Annotated in this window: 10 protein-coding genes and 1 pseudogene; 6 read left to right on the top strand and 5 right to left on the bottom strand. The window is 70.6% G+C overall.

The genetic code is table 11. The features are described 5' to 3' along the window. Positions 1-48 precede the first annotated feature (48 nt). On the top strand, positions 49-270 hold the full coding sequence (locus AC0Z9V_RS00470) for a DUF7455 domain-containing protein (protein WP_133081694.1): 222 nt from the start codon (positions 49-51) through the stop codon (positions 268-270). A gap of 277 nt (positions 271-547) precedes the next feature. On the opposite strand, the gene AC0Z9V_RS00465 is transcribed toward AC0Z9V_RS00470, so the two are convergent. The 4 genes and pseudogenes from AC0Z9V_RS00465 to AC0Z9V_RS00450 form a co-directional block, all read right to left on the bottom strand. Next, the gene (locus AC0Z9V_RS00465; RefSeq protein ID WP_208740947.1) at positions 548-1,765 is read right to left on the bottom strand and encodes an RNA polymerase sigma factor; all 1,218 of its coding nucleotides are present in this window, start codon (positions 1,763-1,765) and stop codon (positions 548-550) included. Between the two features lie 249 nt (positions 1,766-2,014). Then, on the bottom strand, positions 2,015-3,451 hold the full coding sequence (locus AC0Z9V_RS00460) for a DUF4192 family protein (protein WP_485140379.1): 1,437 nt from the start codon (positions 3,449-3,451) through the stop codon (positions 2,015-2,017). Positions 3,452-3,540: 89 nt separating this feature from the next. Next, entirely contained in the window at positions 3,541-4,884 is a 1,344-nt protein-coding gene (locus AC0Z9V_RS00455) for an MFS transporter (protein WP_485140378.1), read from the bottom strand. 296 nt (positions 4,885-5,180) lie between these two features. Continuing rightward, a pseudogene (locus AC0Z9V_RS00450) lies at positions 5,181-6,074 on the bottom strand (proteasome assembly chaperone family protein); the annotation flags it as partial. 232 nt (positions 6,075-6,306) lie between these two features. On the opposite strand from AC0Z9V_RS00450, the gene AC0Z9V_RS00445 reads away from it, so the two are divergent. From AC0Z9V_RS00445 to AC0Z9V_RS00430, 4 genes are all read left to right on the top strand, one after another. Continuing rightward, on the top strand, positions 6,307-7,854 hold the full coding sequence (locus AC0Z9V_RS00445) for a leucyl aminopeptidase (protein ID WP_485140377.1): 1,548 nt from the start codon (positions 6,307-6,309) through the stop codon (positions 7,852-7,854). Between the two features lie 263 nt (positions 7,855-8,117). After that, positions 8,118-9,500 carry a dihydrolipoyl dehydrogenase gene (lpdA, locus tag AC0Z9V_RS00440; RefSeq protein WP_133081688.1) on the top strand — a complete coding sequence of 461 codons (1,383 nt, stop codon included), beginning with the start codon at positions 8,118-8,120 and terminating at the stop codon, positions 9,498-9,500. Positions 9,501-9,650: 150 nt separating this feature from the next. Continuing rightward, the gene (gene sucB / locus AC0Z9V_RS00435; protein ID WP_485140376.1) at positions 9,651-11,477 is read left to right on the top strand and encodes a 2-oxoglutarate dehydrogenase, E2 component, dihydrolipoamide succinyltransferase; all 1,827 of its coding nucleotides are present in this window, start codon (positions 9,651-9,653) and stop codon (positions 11,475-11,477) included. Positions 11,478-11,684: 207 nt separating this feature from the next. Continuing rightward, positions 11,685-12,116 (top strand): OsmC family protein, encoded by a 432-nt coding sequence (locus tag AC0Z9V_RS00430; RefSeq protein ID WP_133081686.1) that lies wholly within the window; start codon positions 11,685-11,687, stop codon positions 12,114-12,116. A gap of 74 nt (positions 12,117-12,190) precedes the next feature. Here AC0Z9V_RS00430 and AC0Z9V_RS00425 read toward each other — a convergent pair whose 3' ends face one another. Beyond that, entirely contained in the window at positions 12,191-15,598 is a 3,408-nt protein-coding gene (locus tag AC0Z9V_RS00425; RefSeq protein WP_485140375.1) for a S41 family peptidase, read from the bottom strand. Positions 15,599-15,727: 129 nt separating this feature from the next. Between AC0Z9V_RS00425 and AC0Z9V_RS00420 the strand changes: the two genes are divergently transcribed. Then, a complete protein-coding gene (locus tag AC0Z9V_RS00420; protein WP_485140374.1) occupies positions 15,728-16,624 on the top strand; it encodes a TIGR01777 family oxidoreductase in 897 nt (298 codons plus the stop codon). Positions 16,625-16,632: the final 8 nt, after the last annotated feature.

Genomic DNA, 16,632 nt, shown 5'->3' with positions numbered 1-16,632 from the left:
CAACGAATAGTGGTTATATGAATACACGATCCACATGAGGAGGCTTTCATGACCACTGCAGTAGCAACTCGCGAACTCACTGCCCTGGACCGCTGCGACCGATGCGGCGCCCAGGCCTACGTGCGGGCCGTCCTTTCGTCCTCCGGTGGAGAGCTTCTGTTCTGCGGCCACCACGCGCGCGCCGTCGAAGCGAACCTGAAGCCGCTCACGTCCGAGTGGCAGGACGAGACGAAGCGGCTTCACGAGAAGCCGGCCGTCGTCGGCGACTGATCGTCGCCGGACGCCGCACCCCACGATCCGAGAACAAGCGCTCCGTGTACAGGCGCTGAAGCGTAAGGGCCCCTCCGCCAGGAGGGGCCCTTCCTGCGTCGTGGGGCGGGGACGGGATCGCAGTCCCCGCCCGGCACCGATGGTCCGCCCGGCGGCAGAGCTCTCCACCGGGCGGACGCGGGCTGACGCGGGCGGACGCTCACGGATGCGGCGGTACCGGAGCGGGTACGCGAAAGGGCCCCTCCCGGAGGAAGGGCCCTTTCGGAGGTCCTGCTGATCAGTCGAGGTAGTCCCGCAGCACCTGAGACCGCGACGGGTGACGCAGTTTGGACATCGTCTTCGATTCGATCTGGCGGATGCGCTCACGCGTGACCCCGTAGACCTTGCCGATCTCGTCCAGCGTCTTCGGCTGGCCGTCGGTCAGCCCGAACCGCATGGCGACCACGCCCGCCTCCCGTTCGGAGAGGGTGTCGAGGACCGAGTGCAGCTGCTCCTGCAGGAGCGTGAAGCTCACGGCATCGGCGGGCACGACGGCCTCGGAGTCCTCGATCAGGTCACCGAACTCCGAATCGCCGTCCTCGCCCAGGGGCGTGTGGAGTGAGATGGGCTCGCGGCCGTACTTCTGCACCTCGACGACCTTCTCGGGGGTCATGTCGAGCTCGAGCGCCAGCTCCTCGGGAGTGGGTTCGCGGCCGAGGTCCTGCAGCATCTGGCGCTGCACGCGGGCCAGCTTGTTGATGACCTCCACCATGTGCACCGGGATGCGGATGGTCCTGGCCTGGTCGGCCATGGCACGGGTGATGGCCTGGCGGATCCACCAGGTGGCGTAGGTCGAGAACTTGAAGCCCTTGGTGTAGTCGAACTTCTCGACGGCGCGGATCAGGCCGAGGTTGCCTTCCTGGATGAGGTCGAGGAAGAGCATGCCGCGTCCGGTGTACCGCTTGGCCAGGGACACCACGAGGCGGAGGTTCGCCTCGAGCAGGTGGTTCTTCGCCCGCTTGCCGTCGTGGATGACGAACTCGAGTTCACGCTTGAGCTTCGGATCCATGTCCGGATCGGCGGCGATCTTCTCTTCGGCGAACAATCCGGCCTCGATGCGGAGGGCGAGATCGACCTCCTGCTCGGCGTTGAGCAGTGCGACCTTGCCGATCTGCTTCAGGTAGTCCTTGACGGGGTCGGCGGTCGCGCCGGCAGAGACGACCTGCTGGGCGGGGGCATCGTCGTCATCGGCGTCCGAGTAGACGAAGCCGGTGGTGGTGCCGACCTCGGCCGCCTCGGGCTTGAGGTCCTCCGGGTCCACCTCGACGGCGACGTCGACGGCGGGGTCCGCTCCGTCGAGCGTATCCACCGAACCCTGTGCATCCGAGGTCGAAGCCTTCGCGGCCGCAGCGGACGAAGCAGCTTTCGTGGCAGGCTTCTTGGCCGCTACCCGTCGCTTGGTAGTGGTGGTACCGGCGTCTGGCGACGCCGGTGCTGCTGTCTTCTTGACCGACACAGAGAACCTTTCGTACGGCGGTGTGTGGTGCCATCAGAGGGACAACACCACTATGACCCTGTCAAGTCCGCGCTGTTCACCTGATGTGTCCGGCGGGGCGGGTCCCTAGGGAACGGCCCTGCCGCCCGCGCTATTCCCCGTGGCTCCGCCTTTCGGCGTGGATCCTGGGAAATGCTCGGTGACGTTCTGGTACGCGGACCCAACCGGGTCTCACTACCATTGTCTCACGATCGGCGTCCACGCCGGAAATCATCGGCCGGGCTGTTCAGCCGTCCCGGCGTGCTGCGGGACGGCGGTCGGATCCTTCCCCGCCGCACCTGCCGTCCAGGCCGTGGACCTGCTCCTGGCCCAGGCCGGCAGCCCCCCGCGCCGGAGGAGTTCGTGCAGCAGGCGGGCGAGCCGGTACCCCGGTACCGCCCGTTCTGCGGCGTCGAGGTAGACCGCCGCCCTGGATCCGCGTCCGCGGGCGTACTCGAACCAGGCCGACATGGTGAGACCTGCGGCCCTGGCCTCACCGTCCGATACCTCCGCCAGTCGTCCGAGGACGACCGTCATGCCGTCCACGCGGTCCCAGGCGATGGCGCCGGTGAACCTGCCGGCCAGCACGTCCGCGTAGACCGGACCCGCATCGCCGACGATCGGGCCTCCACCCGGTGGTGACGCCGCGGGCGCTCTCCCCGCCCGGCCGGTGCCGGTCCCCGGGTCCCGGCCACGCTCCGTCGATGCCGGCAGGCGCAGGGCCGCGCGCAGTCCGGACGCCTCCCGCACATCCGGCAGCACCCGGTCTCCGCGGACCGCGCCATTGTCGGCGCGTGTCCCGGCGGGTCCGGAATCGTCGAGGAGGCCGCATGCCGCGACCCCGGCCCGAGCCGTGCCCGACCCGACACAGGCACTCACCAGGAGGAAATCACGGACGGTCCGCGACTCGATACTTGCCAGGAGGAACGCCGCGACATCGGGCTCGGCGTCGACGACGAGTGCTTCCGGCCGCAGGAGGACCGCATCCCACACGTCCGATACCGCCTGGAACTGGGCCGGGGACGTCCACCGACCGGCGCAGCCGAACGCGTAGCGTGCGCGGGCCTCCTCCACCACCCGGAGGCGGTGTACCGGCGAGGAGGTCCGTCGTGCCACGGACGGAGCGGCGCGGAGCACGGCGTCCGACGCCGAGGCATCGAACGCGCTTCCGCTGAAGATCAGCTCGGCGTTGAGCGGACTGAGGACCACGGCGTCGAGCGGTCGGCCGGGCCATGGGCAGCACTCCTCGTCGCTGCAGAAGTAGTCGCGCCAGGCAGAGGCCGAGACGAGCCAGCCCCCGTGGACCGGCAGTCCGGCGGCTTCCAGGACCGCTTCGACGACTCGGACCAGTCCGTGCCGGGGTGGGAGTGCCTGCCGTGGCCAGCCCTGCTTCGTGTAGACGACGAGGAGGGTGCCGTCGGCGTCGGCGTCCCCCCGCAGGAAGGACACCACCCCTTCGGCGAACGCGCGGGAGTCCCTGCCGTCGGGCGGCAGGTCCACCCGCAGGGTGGCGCCGAGCCTCCGGCCCTGCGTCGTGAGGACCACGAGGCTCTCGTCGGGCAGGAATCCGAGGGCGTGCGGGACGTAGGACAGGATGTCCGCCGGGGACGAGACGGCGATGGGAGGGGACGGTGGGATGCCCGGTGCCGGGCTCGCAGGGGATGACATGCCGCCAGCCTGCTACGCGGACCGGGCCCCCGCTCGGCCCGCCGACGTCATGTGGACAAGCCCGCCGCTTGGATGGTTCCCGATGCGACCTAGTCGCCGGAGGGCCTCCGGGCAGCCTTCTCGTTCCGGCGGCGGCGGCGCTCGCGGGCCAGCGCATCGCGGATGGGCGGGACGACCACGCCTTGCTCCGCCATCCGCCGGCGCACCCTGCGCCGGGCGATGACGACCGCCACGACCCCCGCCGCCAGGAACACCAGCTGCACGGCCATGGCGAGGCGGAAGGACGCGAGGGCGTAGAGGTCACCCCGGGAGAAGCCGCTGCCGAGCAGGACGTCGAGGACGACACCGATGACGAACATCGACAGCAGGGACGCCATGAAGCCGCCGATGTTGACGATGCCCGTCGCGGTTCCCATGCGGGCCGCGGGGTTGAATGTACGGGCGAAGTCGAAGGCGATCATCGACCCCGGCCCGCCGACGGCCAGCGCGACGACCAGCAGCGTCAGCAGCGGCAGCGGAGCCGGTCCGGGGTAGAGCAGCACCGCCAGCCAGGCGGCGGCCATGAGGGCGGCGATCGCCAGCACCATGGTGGATCGCCGCAGGGGATGCCGACCCACGTACCTCCCGAGCAGTGGTCCGCAGGCGATCCCCACCGCGACGAACAGGGTCATCAGGGCGGAGGCGACACCCTCCCCCACCTTCTCCGCGCGGACCAGATAGGGGTAGCCCCACATGAGGACGAAGACCGTGCCGGGGAACTGGATGGTGAAGTGCGACCACAGGCCGAGGCGCGTCCCCGGTTGTCTCCACGCCGCGGCGAGCGAGGTGCCGGTCTGCCGCAGCGTCTGCGGGGAGCGCTCGGTCCCCGCCAGCGGCGAGTCGCGGATCACGGTGATCGAGAGGACGACGGCGAGCACCGAGAGGGCCGCGGCCGAGAGGAAGGCCGGCTGCCAGCCGAAGGTGGACAGCAGTGCCACGAACGGGATGACCGAGACCACCTGCCCGAGCTGGCCGATGATGCCCGTCCACTGCGTGAGGACCGGGATCCGCCGGGGCTCGAACCACGCGGGCAGCAGCCTCAGGACACTGATGAAGGTCGTCGCGTCGCCCGCCCCCACGAACAGCCGTCCGACGATCCCCGCACCGACCGAGTCCGCGAAGGCGAGCTGCGCCTGGCCGAGCGCCATGAGGACGCCTCCGGCGACGATGAGCGTCCTCGGCCCCCACCGGTCCACGAGGACACCGACCGGCACCTGGAGGCCTGCGTAGACGAGCAGCTGCACCACCGTGAACACGGACAGCTGCGAGGCGGAGGCGCTGAAGCGGTCCGTCGCCTCCAGCCCGGCGACACCGAAGGTGGTGCGCTGCGTCACTGCAACGAGGTAGGCGGTGACACCGGCCGCCCAGACAAGTACTGCCCTCGAGGATCTCACAGCCCCATTATCGCGTGGCGGGTGACCCATCCACTCCCGCGTTACGGCCCGTGGCCGGCAGCGCGCCCGCGGGCGGACGGCCTGCCGTCCGGATCGCGATCCGTTCGGCGACGGGGCTACGCCGCGGAGCGCGAGCCCGGACCGGCCGGTCCTTCGTCGTCGCGTCCCGCGGCGTCCCCTGGTCCCGGCTCCCGGTCACGACTCTCGCCGCTGTCGTGGCTGCCGTAGTCGATGGGGCTCGCGCCCAGGAACTCCGTGTCCCAGAGCAGCGTGGACTCCTCCTCCGCCTGCGGGCTCGCGAGGTACGCCTCGACGGCCGCACCGAGCTCCTCGGCGCTGGCCAGCTCGCTGTTCTCCTTGACCAGCAGCGACCTGCGCGCGGCTCCGTCCGCGTACTCGTCGTAGCGCTTCTCGAGCGACGCGACCACCGACTGTACCTCGGCCGAGTTGCCGACCTGCCGGGCGATCTGGCGCTCGACGTCGCGCCCCGTCTCGCGGAGCCGGTCCGTCGGCAGCACGAGCCGCGCCGTGGCGCCCAGGTACTCGAGTCCGGCGACGGCTGCCGGCGGATACTCGGCCTCGGAGAGGTAGTGGGGCACGTGGATGACGTGACCCACGACGTCGTTCCCCGCCTCGACGAGGCGCAGCTCGAGCACGTGACCGATGGACGCCTGCAACTCCGCGGTCGGGCGCCAGGCGTTCATGCCGTCGATCAGGTCGGACCGGTTGCCGTGCAGGGTCACCCCGATGGGCCGCGTGTGCGGGACCGGCATCGGGATGGCATGTATCCAGGAGACGAGCGGCACCTCGAGGTCCTCCACCAGGCCGACGACGGCGCTCGCGAAGCGCTCCCACTGCAGATCGGGTTCGACGCCGGTCAGGAGCAGGAACGGCTCCCCCAGTCCGTCGAACAGCCGGTGCAGCTCGAGCCGGTGCGGCTGGTAATCGGTCAGGTGGTCCTCGGCGAACGTGATCTTCGGGCGACGGCCGCGGTAGTCCATGAGCTGGTCGGCGTCGAACTCGGCCACCAGCTCGTGCTCGAGGACTTCGAGCAGCTCCTCGCTGACCTGCGAGACAACGTGCCCGGCATCCAGGAAGCCGGTGAGGCTCACGAGCAGGGGGAGCCCCTTGATCCGCGGGTCGCCGAAGACGTCGGCGTCGGTGTTGTACAGGGTTCGTGGATCCAGCATGGCTCTCTCCTCCGGTCGGGTCCTGCTCCTGTCAACGCCGTCCGAGCCCGCTTCATTCCGTACCACGCGATGCGTCCCGGGAGGAGGATCCACCCCCACCGACCGCCCCGCCCTCGGCGACGCCGCACCTCGCGGGGCAGCGACTACGATCGTCAGGACGGTTCCCGGACCACCAGATGCCGGAGCCGCGCAGAACCTGGACAACCCATCCGGACACGAGGAGACATATTCCGTGATCAAGACGACCGAACTACACCTGACGGCTTCCGCGAAGGACCTCAAGAAGATCCCGAGCGACGCGCTCGTGATCGCGGTCGCCAAGGGGACGGACGGGCCGGTCCTCCTCGACAGCCCGCTGCCCCCGAAGGCGGCGCGCGCCCTCGGGGACTCGCTCCAGGTGCTCGGCATCACCGGTGCCGCCGACGAGGTGCGCCGCCTTCCCGGGCTGCCCGACACCGGAGCCGACTCCCTCGTCCTCTCCGGCGTGGGCAGCGTGGCCGACGGCGAGGCACTGTCCCCGGAGACCCTGCGCCGTGCCGCCGGTGCCGCCGTCCGCCAGCTCACCGGCCTGGAGACCGTCGTGCTCGCGCTCCCGGCCGGCACCGTCGCCGCCGCCGCCGCCGTCGCCGAGGGTGCCGCGTTCGGCGCCTACAGCTACGAGGGCCACAAGTCGGGGATCAGGGCCGACGGGACCGTGGCCCCGTCGAAGGACCAGGCCGCCGTCCGCACCGTCGTCGTCCACACGTCCGCGGCCGACGACGTGGACCTCGCGCCTGCCTTCAGGCGCGCCACCATCCTGGGCAAGAACGTCAACGCGACGCGCTCCCTCGTGAACCAGCCGCCGAGCCACCTCTACCCCGAGACGTTCGCGCAGGCCGCGAAGGACCTCTCGCGGGGGCTCCCCGTCAAGGTCACGGTGATGGACGAGAAGCGCCTGGAGCGCGACGGCTACGGCGGGATCCTCGGCGTCGGCAAGGGCTCCACGCGGCCTCCCCGCATGGTGAAGGTGGAGTACTCCCCCGCGAACTCGGCCGTGCACCTCGCCCTCGTGGGCAAGGGCATCACGTTCGACTCCGGCGGACTCTCCCTCAAGCCCGCCGCAGGGATGCAGACCATGAAGCTGGACATGGCCGGCGCCGCTGTCGTCCTCACCACGCTCCTCGCCGTCGCGGAACTCGGCCTCCCTGCCAAGGTCACGGCGTGGCTCTGCCTCGCCGAGAACATGCCCTCGGGCTCCGCGCAGCGCCCCGAGGACGTGCTGTCCATCTACGGGGGCCGCACCGTCGAGGTCCTGAACACCGACGCCGAGGGCCGCCTCGTGATGGCCGACGGGCTTGCCGCCGCGAGCGAGGAGTCCCCCGACGCCATCATCGACATCGCCACCCTCACCGGCGCCCAGATGATCGCCCTCGGCACCCGCGTCTCCGGCGTCATGGGCGACGACGGGGTCCGCGACGCCGTCAAGGCCGCCGCGGACCGCGCGGGCGAGCAGTTCTGGCCCATGCCCCTGCCCGAGGAACTGCGTCCGAGCCTCGAGTCGCAGGTCGCCGACATCGCCAACATCGGTGAACGGCACGGCGGCATGATGACCGCCGCCGTGTTCCTGCGCGAGTTCGTCGGCCAGGTCGACGGCGAGAAGATCCCGTGGGCGCACCTCGACATCGCCGGACCGGCCTTCAACGAGGGGGCCCCCTACGGCTACACCCCGAAGGCCGGAACCGGCGTCGGCGTCCGCACCCTGCTGGCCTACGTCGAGGACGTGCTCGCCCGAACCGCCTGACGGAACGGGTGCCGCGGCGGACTACCGCCGCGGCACCCGCCCAGCCTGCCCGACCTGCCCGACCTGTTCGCGTGACGCTGGGCACATCCGGGCGCGGACGGCACGTCCTCGGCACACTTCAAGTGGATGCGGGCTTGTTCTGGGGATAGGGTGAAAAACGAGAGCACACCAAGCACCCGCCGTGTGCCCCGCGACCGCATCAGCAATCGATTTATCAACCGACGCGTCCTGCGCGTCAACAGACCACGCGAGGGAGCGTTCAAGTGGCCGGATCGGCAACTGCGCAAGAATTCGACATCCTGGTACTCGGTGGAGGAAGCGGCGGCTACGCTGCCGCACTCCGTGCGGTGCAGCTGGGCTTCACCGTGGGGCTCATCGAGAAGGGCAAGCTGGGCGGCACCTGCCTCCACAACGGCTGCATCCCGACCAAGGCACTCCTGCACTCGGCCGAGATCGCCGACGGCGCCCGCGACTCCGAGAAGTACGGTGTGAAGGCGACCTTCGAGTCCATCGACATGAACGCCGTGAACGCGTACAAGGACGGCATCATCGCCGGCAAGTACCGCGGACTCCAGGGCCTCATCAAGTCCAAGGGCATCACGGTGATCGAGGGCTCGGGCAAGCTCGCGTCGCAGAACACCATCGACGTCGACGGCACCGTCTACACCGGCAAGCACATCATCCTCGCCACCGGTTCCTTCTCGCGCAGCCTCCCCGGCCTCGAGATCGGCGGCAAGGTCATCACCTCCGACCAGGCCCTCACGATGGACTTCGTCCCCAAGACCGTGGTCATCCTCGGCGGCGGCGTCATCGGCTGCGAGTTCGCGTCCGTCTGGAAGTCCTTCGGCGTGGACGTCACCATCATCGAGGCGCTTCCCTCCCTCGTCCCGAACGAGGACGCGTCGATCGTCAAGAACTTCGAGCGGGCGTTCAAGAAGCGCGGCATCAAGTTCAACACCGGCACCCGGTTCAAGTCGGTCCAGCAGAACGACGACGGCGTCGTCGTCACCCTCGAGGACGGCAAGACGTTCGAGGCCGATCTCATGCTCGTCGCCGTCGGCCGCGGCCCCGTCACGCAGAACCTCGGCTACGAGGAAGCGGGCCTCACGATGGACCGCGGGTTCGTCATCACCGACGAGCGCCTCCACACCGGCGTCGGCAACATCTACGCGATCGGCGACATCGTCCCCGGACTGCAGCTGGCCCACCGCGGCTTCCAGCAGGGCATCTTCGTCGCCGAGGAGATCGGCGGCCTCAAGCCCGTCGTCGTCGCCGACCTCAACATCCCCAAGGTCACCTACAGCGATCCCGAGATCGCATCGGTCGGCTACACCGAGAAGGCCGCACGCGAGAAGTTCGGCGACGACCGCGTCGAGACGCACGAATACAACCTCGCCGGCAACGGCAAGAGCTCGATCATCGGCACCGGCGGCATCGTCAAGCTCGTCCGTGAGAAGGACGGCCCGATCGTCGGCGTGCACATGCTCGGCACGCGCATGGGCGAGCAGATCGGTGAGGCCCAGCTGATCGTCAACTGGGAGGCGTACCCCGAGGACGTCGCCCCGCTGATCCACGCCCACCCCACGCAGAACGAGGCGCTCGGCGAGGCGCACCTCGCCCTCGCCGGCAAGCCGCTGCACGGCTGAGCCGGGCACCCGCACCACCCCGAGCCTGGTCCACGCCCCGAGGGCGTGGACTAAGCTCGGAACCAGGAATTGCAAGCACGTCCAGCTGAGCGGGCCCCGGTCGTCGACCAGCTGCCAAGGAACGATCTATGAAGGAGAAACGGGCGCATTATGTCTGAATCCGTGAACTTGCCCGCTCTCGGTGAAAGCGTCACCGAAGGCACCGTCACCCGCTGGCTCAAGCAGGTCGGTGACCGCGTCGAGGTCGACGAGCCCCTCCTCGAGGTCTCCACCGACAAGGTCGACACCGAGATCCCCTCGCCCATCGCCGGAGTCATCGAGGAGATCCTGGTCGCGGAGGACGAGACCGCGGAGGTCGGCGCACCGCTGGTACGCATCGGGGACGGTTCGGGTAGCGGTTCCTCCGACGCCGGCAGCGCCGCTCCCGCCGCCGAGGAGGCCCCGGCCGAGCCCGAGCAGCCCGCCGCCGAGGAAGCCCCCCAGGCGGATGCCGCACCCGCAGCGAGTGAGACCTCCGACGATTCCGATTCCGGCGAAGGCACCGAGGTCACCCTCCCCGCTCTCGGCGAGAGCGTCACCGAGGGTACCGTGACGCGCTGGCTCAAGGCCGTCGGCGACGACGTCGAGGTCGACGAGCCCCTGCTCGAGGTCTCCACCGACAAGGTCGACACCGAGATCCCCTCGCCCGTGGCCGGCAAGCTGCAGGAGATCCGCGTCAACGAGGACGAGACCGCCGAGGTCGGCGCCGTCCTCGCGGTCATCGGATCGGGCGCGTCCGCGCCGAAGAAGGTCGAGGCCGCGTCGGGTGAGCCGCTCGTGGCCGCACCGGCCGAGGAGCGCAACGACGCCCCCACCGAGAAGCAGGGCGCAGGCCAGGAGGCACAGCGCGCATCGACGACCTCCGAGCCCGACGACGACGCCAGCGGCGCTCCCGAGCCCGCCGCCGCCGAGCCAGCCGCCGCCGAGGAGAAGCCGGCCGCAGCGCAGGAGCCGGCGCCGTCGGAGGACTCCGGGAACCAGGACGCCACCGCCTACGTGACTCCCCTGGTCCGCCGCCTCGCGAACCAGAACAAGGTCGACCTGTCCACCGTCAAGGGGACCGGCGTCGGTGGACGCATCCGCAAGCAGGACGTCCTCGAGGCAGCGGAGGCAGAGAAGGCCCAGCAGCCGGCTCCCGCCGCACCGTCGGCGCCCGCGGCATCGGCTCCGGCCGCGCCGTCGAAGCCTGCCGCTCCCGCCGTCGAGCCGTCCAAGCTCCGCGGCACCGTCGAGAAGGCGCCGCGGATCCGGCAGACCATCGCGAAGCGCATGCGCGAATCGCTTGAGGTCTCCGCCCAGCTCACCCAGGTGATCGAGGTCGACATGACGCGCATCGCGAAGCTGCGTGCGTCCTCCAAGGACACCTTCCAGGCACAGAACGGCGCGAAGCTCACCTTCCTCCCCTTCATCTCGAAGGCGGTCACCGAGGCGCTCAAGCAGCACCCGAAGCTGAACGCGTCCTTCGACGAGGAGAAGAAGGAAGTTACATACCACGACGCCGAGCACCTCGCGATCGCCGTGGACACCGAGAAGGGCCTGCTCGTCCCCGTCATCAAGGACGCCGGCAACCTCAACCTCGGCGGACTCGCCAAGAAGATCGCCGACGTCGGAGCCCGCACCCGCAACGGCCAGATCGGTCCCGACGAACTCTCGGGCGGCACCTTCACGATCACGAACATCGGGTCGGCCGGAGCGCTCTTCGACACCCCGATCATCAACCAGCCGCAGGTGGGCATCCTCGGCACGGGCATCATCGTCAAGCGCCCCGTGGTCATCACGGGCGTCGACGGCGACGACACCATCGCCATCCGGTCGATGATGTACCTGAGCCTGACCTACGACCACCGACTGGTCGACGGCGCGGATGCGGGTCGTTTCCTGCAGACGCTGAAGGCCCGCCTCGAGGGCGGCGCGTTCGAGGCCGATCTCGGCCTGTAGTCCATCCCCGGCTCCGGCCGGCCGCACAGGAGCCGCTTCCCACCAGGGAGGCGGCTTCCTGTGCGTTCTACCGCCCTGCCGCGCCGGAGGACCGCTCGAGGCCCGGCGGAGGCCGCCCCCGTGATGGAACTCCGCCCCGGGGCTCCCTAGGATGGGTATGAAGAACCCCGGCGTGACATCCGCGCCGGTCCGACCGCAAGGAGAACCATGGCTACCGTACGCACAGCCCACACCGTCTGGAGTGGCGACCTCCCCTCCGGCTCAGGCCAGGTAACGCTGGATTCGTCCGGTATCGGGACCTACGACGTCACCTGGAAGGCGCGTGCCGAGCAGTCCGAGGGCAAGACGAGCCCCGAGGAACTCATCGCCGCCGCGCACTCCGCCTGCTTCTCGATGGCCTTCAGCCACGCCCTCGGCGAAGAGGGGAAGACACCCGAGCGCGTCGAGACGAAGGCGGAGGTCGACTTCCAGCCAGGAACAGGCATCACGGCCATCCGACTGACTCTCGACGCCACCGTGCCGGGCCTGTCCGAGGAGGACTTCCAGCGCCTGGCGCAGGCCGCCAAGGAGGGCTGCCCTGTGTCGCAGGCCCTCGCCGCCGTCAAGGACATCTCGCTCACCGCGACGCTCCAGGGCTGAGCTCCGCACGAGAACGAGCAGGGACCCCGGACATCGTCCGGGGTCCCTGCTCGTTCTCGCCCGCAGCCGTGGGACTACTGGCCGCGGAGGTCCTGCGGACGCGGCGGCAGCGGCCCGGGCCTCAGCGCGGGGTAGCCCTCCCTGGCCGGCGGCACAGCGGCGGGATCCTCGGCGAGCAGGTCCCGCAGGATCCCGACGCCCCGCTCGAGCTGGGGGTCCTCGCCCGCCGCGTGGGCGTGCGGCGGGAAGGGCACCTCGACGTCCGGATCCACGCCATGGTTCTCGATGGACCAGCCGATCCCATCCGTCACGTGGAAGCCGTAGCGCGGCTGGTTCACGCCCGTCCCGTCCGCGAGCTTGAAGCGCCCGTCGATACCGACGACGCCGCCCCACGTCCGCGTGCCGACCACGGGCCCGATCCCGCGCAGCTTGGCGACCTGCGTGATGATGTCGCCGTCGGACCCCGCGAACTCGTCGGTCAGGACGACCACGGGCCCGCGTGGTGCGTGGGCCGGGTACGTGCCCGGCGCTTCTCCCCGAGGCATCGACCAGGCCGTGACGCGGCGCCCGATCAGCTCCGCGACGAGCTGCGAGGTGTGCCCGCCCCGGTTGCGGCGCACGTCCACCACGAGCGCGTCGCGTGCCGTCTCCCGGTCGAGGTCGCGGTGCAGCTGGCCCCAGCCGTGCGCCACCATGTCGGGGATGTGCAGATAGCCGAAGCGCCCGCCGGACGCCTCCTGCACCGCCGCCCGATTGGCCGCGACCCACGTCTGGTAGCGCAGGCGCTCCTCGCTGCGGAGGGGCACGACGGCGACGCGGCGCCGCTTCACGGCGTCTCCCCCCAAGTCTCCGCCGGCACCGGACCTCACCGTCAGCTCGACGGTGACCCCGGCTGCTCCGGCCAGGAGGACCCCCGGCCCGAAGGCGGCCGGCACCGGTACGCCATCGATCGCCTCGATCACGTCGCCGGCCTGGACGGCGGCCCCCGGTGCACTGAGGGGCGAGACGGCCTTCGGGTCCGAGGACTCCGTCGCGAAGACCTTCGTGACGGCCCAGCCACCGTCGGCCGGCGCGAACTCCCCGCCGAGGAACCCCTGGTGGCCCCCGGGCTCGGTGACCAGGACCGGAGCGACGTAGGCGTGGGAGGTCCCGAGTTCACCGTGCAGCTCCCAGAGCAGATCCGCGAGGTCGTCGTGGCTCCCCAGCCGGGCGACGAGCGGCAGGTACCGCTCCCGGACCCCCGCCCAGTCGATACCTGCCATGTCCTCCGTCCAGTAGAAATCACGCTGCAGGCGCCATGCCTCCTCGAACGCCTGGGTCCAGACGCTGACCGGATCGAGCATCACGCGGATGCGGTCCAGGGTGACATCGACGTACCTCGGGGAATCGGCGTCGACCGTGCCGTCGGTGGGGATCGCCGTGACCTTGCCGCCCGAGGTGTGCACCGCCGTCGAGCCGTCGGCGCTGACCTCGTACGCGTCGACGTCCCGCGCGAGGACCTCGACGGTCCTCCGGGCGAGATCGAAGCGCTCGAGCCGCCGCGGCGGCTCCTCCTCCGAGGAGGATGCACGGCCGTCCCCCGTGACGCCCCCGATGTCGCCGGCGGTCCACAGCAGCCCGCCCTCGACCGCCCGGAGGACGTCGTAGGTCCCCTGCCCGACGGGCAGCGCGATGGTCCGCGCCATCAGGAGCTCGGCATCGACGACGACGCGCGGGGCCTGGCCCGTCGCCTCTGAGGCTGTGTCGTCCTTCCCGGCATCCTTCCCGGCATCCTTCCCGGCGTCCTTCCCGGCGTCCTTCCCAGCGTCCTTCCCGGCGTCCTTCCCGGCGGAGGCAGCGGTGGGTCCGAAGGGGGACGGCGTGCCGGCCGCGAGCGCCACGAGGTACGGTTTCGTCGAGGCCGGGAAGCTGAGGTCGAACCGGTGGGTGTCGTAGACGGGGTCGAAGCTCCTGTCCGAGAGGAACGCCAGGTACTTCCCGTCCCGGGTGAACGTGGGCGACCAGTCACGGAACCGGCCGTCGGTGACATCGATGACCTCCTCGGGCGCCGCCACGGCGGCGAGGCGCACGCGGTTGCGCGTCCCCTCCTGCGCCATGGGTTCCGCCCAGGCCAGCCACGCCGAGTCCTGTGAGAACGTCACGGCCTCGATGGGCCCCTGGTCGGTCGCGACGATCCGCCGGCGCTCCCCCGACGCGAGCGTGACGACGTCCAGCGCCCCCGTCTCGGACGCGACGGCGATGCGCGTACCGTCCGGGCTGACGGCGAGCGCCGAGGCCCGGAAACGCCCGTCGAAGGCTACGCGCTGCAGGACGTCGTCGGCGGCGACGGCCTGGGCGCCGACCCGGGCTGCTTCACCGTCCCCGGCGGACACATCGGACGCCGCGATCCTCCCCGGAGGTGCGAACACCTCCCGGATGTAGAGGGCCTCCTCGCCCTCCGTGTCCGCGACGTACGCGACCCGCGAGGAGCCGACGGGACGGCCGAGGCGCGCCCGGACACCCGCCGCGGCTTCGACGACGCGTGAGGGACCGTCCCGGTGGGTGAGCCAGTGCAGGGTGCCGTGCGCCTCGATGATCGATGCCGTCCCGTCGGCCGTGGGGAAGGCGCAGGCCAGGTGGCGATCGACCTTGAGCGGCTGGGGGCGGCGTGCGGTCGACGCCGACCCGAGTGCGATGGACAGCCGGACGGCCTCCCCGCCGAGCGAGGGCAGGTGCCACAGGGTCCCCGCCGATTCGAAGACGACGCCGGTGCCGTCCGTGCTCGCATGTCGCACGTAGTACTCGTCGTGGTCGGTGTGGCGGCGCAGGTCGCCACCCTGCGGGTCCACGGAGTACAGGTTGCCGTGACCCTCGTGGTCGGACAGGAAGGCGAGGCGGCCGGCCACCCACATGGGGTCCGCGAGGTTGCCGTCCACCTCGGGCAGCAGGCGCCGGAAATCACCGCTGCCGTGGGCGTCGATCCAGAACTTGCCGGCCGTGCCGCCCCGGTAGCGCTTCCACCAGGCCGGTTCGCGGGTGAGGACGCTGCCGATGACCACGGGCTCCCCGTTGCCGGACAGGGGATCCCCGGCGATCGTGTCCACGGGACCGAGGGGGATGACGGTCTGCTCCGACCCGTCGACCGGCACGCGGTAGGCCCAGCTGAGGCGCGAGTCCTCGTGGCGGAACGCACTCGTGGCGAAGACGTCACCGGACGCGGTGAATCCCTTGACACGCGTACTCTGGTGGCCCCAGTAGGTGAGTCTGCGGAAATTCCCGCCCTCCACATCGGCGGCGACGACCTCCGGCGCTCCACCCTGCACGACCGTCCAGGCGATGGTCGTGCCGTCCGGCGAGAAGCGGGGGTTCCTCGCAGCCAGCTGCATGGCCGAGATCCGCCACGCGCGGCCCCCCTCGAGTGGCGCGACCCACACGTCGTTCTCGGCGACGAAGGTGACGCGGTTGCCGTGGATATGCGGATAGCGCAGGTAATCGGAGTCCATCGGTCGATCTTAGCCACGGGACCGCTGGCACCGGGATGACCGCCGCGCACTGCAGGGCCGGGGCCCGAGGACGCCGCCCGCGACGACGCCGCCATACCGCTCGGCGATGACAAGTGGTTCGATGGAGCCATGCGTATCCTCCTCGCCGGCGCGTCCGGGACCATCGGTACAGCCCTCATCCGCCAGCTCGAGAAGAACCACGAGGTCACGCGCCTCGTACGGCGCGCTCCGAAGGGCCCCGGGGAGATCCGCTGGAACCCCTCCGCGGGTGAGCTGGACGTCGCGGCCGTGGAACACGCCGACGCCGTGATCAACCTGTCGGGCGCGGGCATCGCGGGTGGTCCCTGGACGAGGGGCTACAAGGAGACCCTCTACTCCTCGCGCATCCTCCCCACCCGGACGCTGGTGCAGGCCATGCGCGCGGCCGCCGATCCGCCGCAGGTCTTCATCAGCCAGTCGGCGTCCGGCTACTACGGGGACCGGGATGATGAGCTGCTGACGGAGAATTCCGCCTCCGGCAACACCCTGCTGGCCGATATCTGCCGACGCTGGGAGGCCGAGGCCCGCAACGCCCCGGACGCCGTGCGCGTCGTGCTGGCCCGCACGGGGATCGTGATGGCGAAGGAGGGCGGCGCGCTCCCCAACCTGCTGGTCCCCATCCGGCTGTTCGCCGGGACGTCGCTCGGCTCGGGACGCCAGTGGTGGCCGTGGATCAGCCTGAACGACGAGGTCCGAGCCCTCGAGTTCCTGCTCACGGCACCCCTGTCCGGTCCCGTCAACCTGAGCGCACCCGCTCCCGCGACCCTCGATACGATCACGCTGCAGCTCGGCCGGGTGTTCCACCGCCCGGTGTGGTTCCGTGTGCCGGGCGCCCTGCTGAAGGCGGTTATCGGACAGCTCGGGTACGAACTCCTGCTGGTCAGCGCGCGCATGGAACCGCGGGCCCTGACAGCAGCGGGCTTCACCTTCGACGAACCGACGCCGGAAGCGCTCGCCGCCTGGGTCCACCGGCGCGTCACCGGCTAGGACGGCGG

The sequence above is a fragment of the Arthrobacter sp. UYP4 genome (genome assembly GCF_057291175.1).
This window is presented reverse-complemented; position numbering and strand designations above follow the sequence as displayed.

Excerpts from the sequence above, each read along its gene's own strand:
- AC0Z9V_RS00470 (WP_133081694.1), top strand. The coding sequence starts at position 49 with ATGACCACTGCAGTAGCAACTCGCGAACTCACTGCCCTGGACCGCTGC.
- AC0Z9V_RS00425 (WP_485140375.1), bottom strand. The coding sequence starts at position 15,598 with ATGGACTCCGATTACCTGCGCTATCCGCATATCCACGGCAACCGCGTC.
- sucB (WP_485140376.1), top strand. The coding sequence starts at position 9,651 with ATGTCTGAATCCGTGAACTTGCCCGCTCTCGGTGAAAGCGTCACCGAA.
- AC0Z9V_RS00460 (WP_485140379.1), bottom strand. The coding sequence starts at position 3,451 with ATGTCATCCCCTGCGAGCCCGGCACCGGGCATCCCACCGTCCCCTCCC.
- AC0Z9V_RS00420 (WP_485140374.1), top strand. The coding sequence starts at position 15,728 with ATGCGTATCCTCCTCGCCGGCGCGTCCGGGACCATCGGTACAGCCCTC.
- AC0Z9V_RS00430 (WP_133081686.1), top strand. The coding sequence starts at position 11,685 with ATGGCTACCGTACGCACAGCCCACACCGTCTGGAGTGGCGACCTCCCC.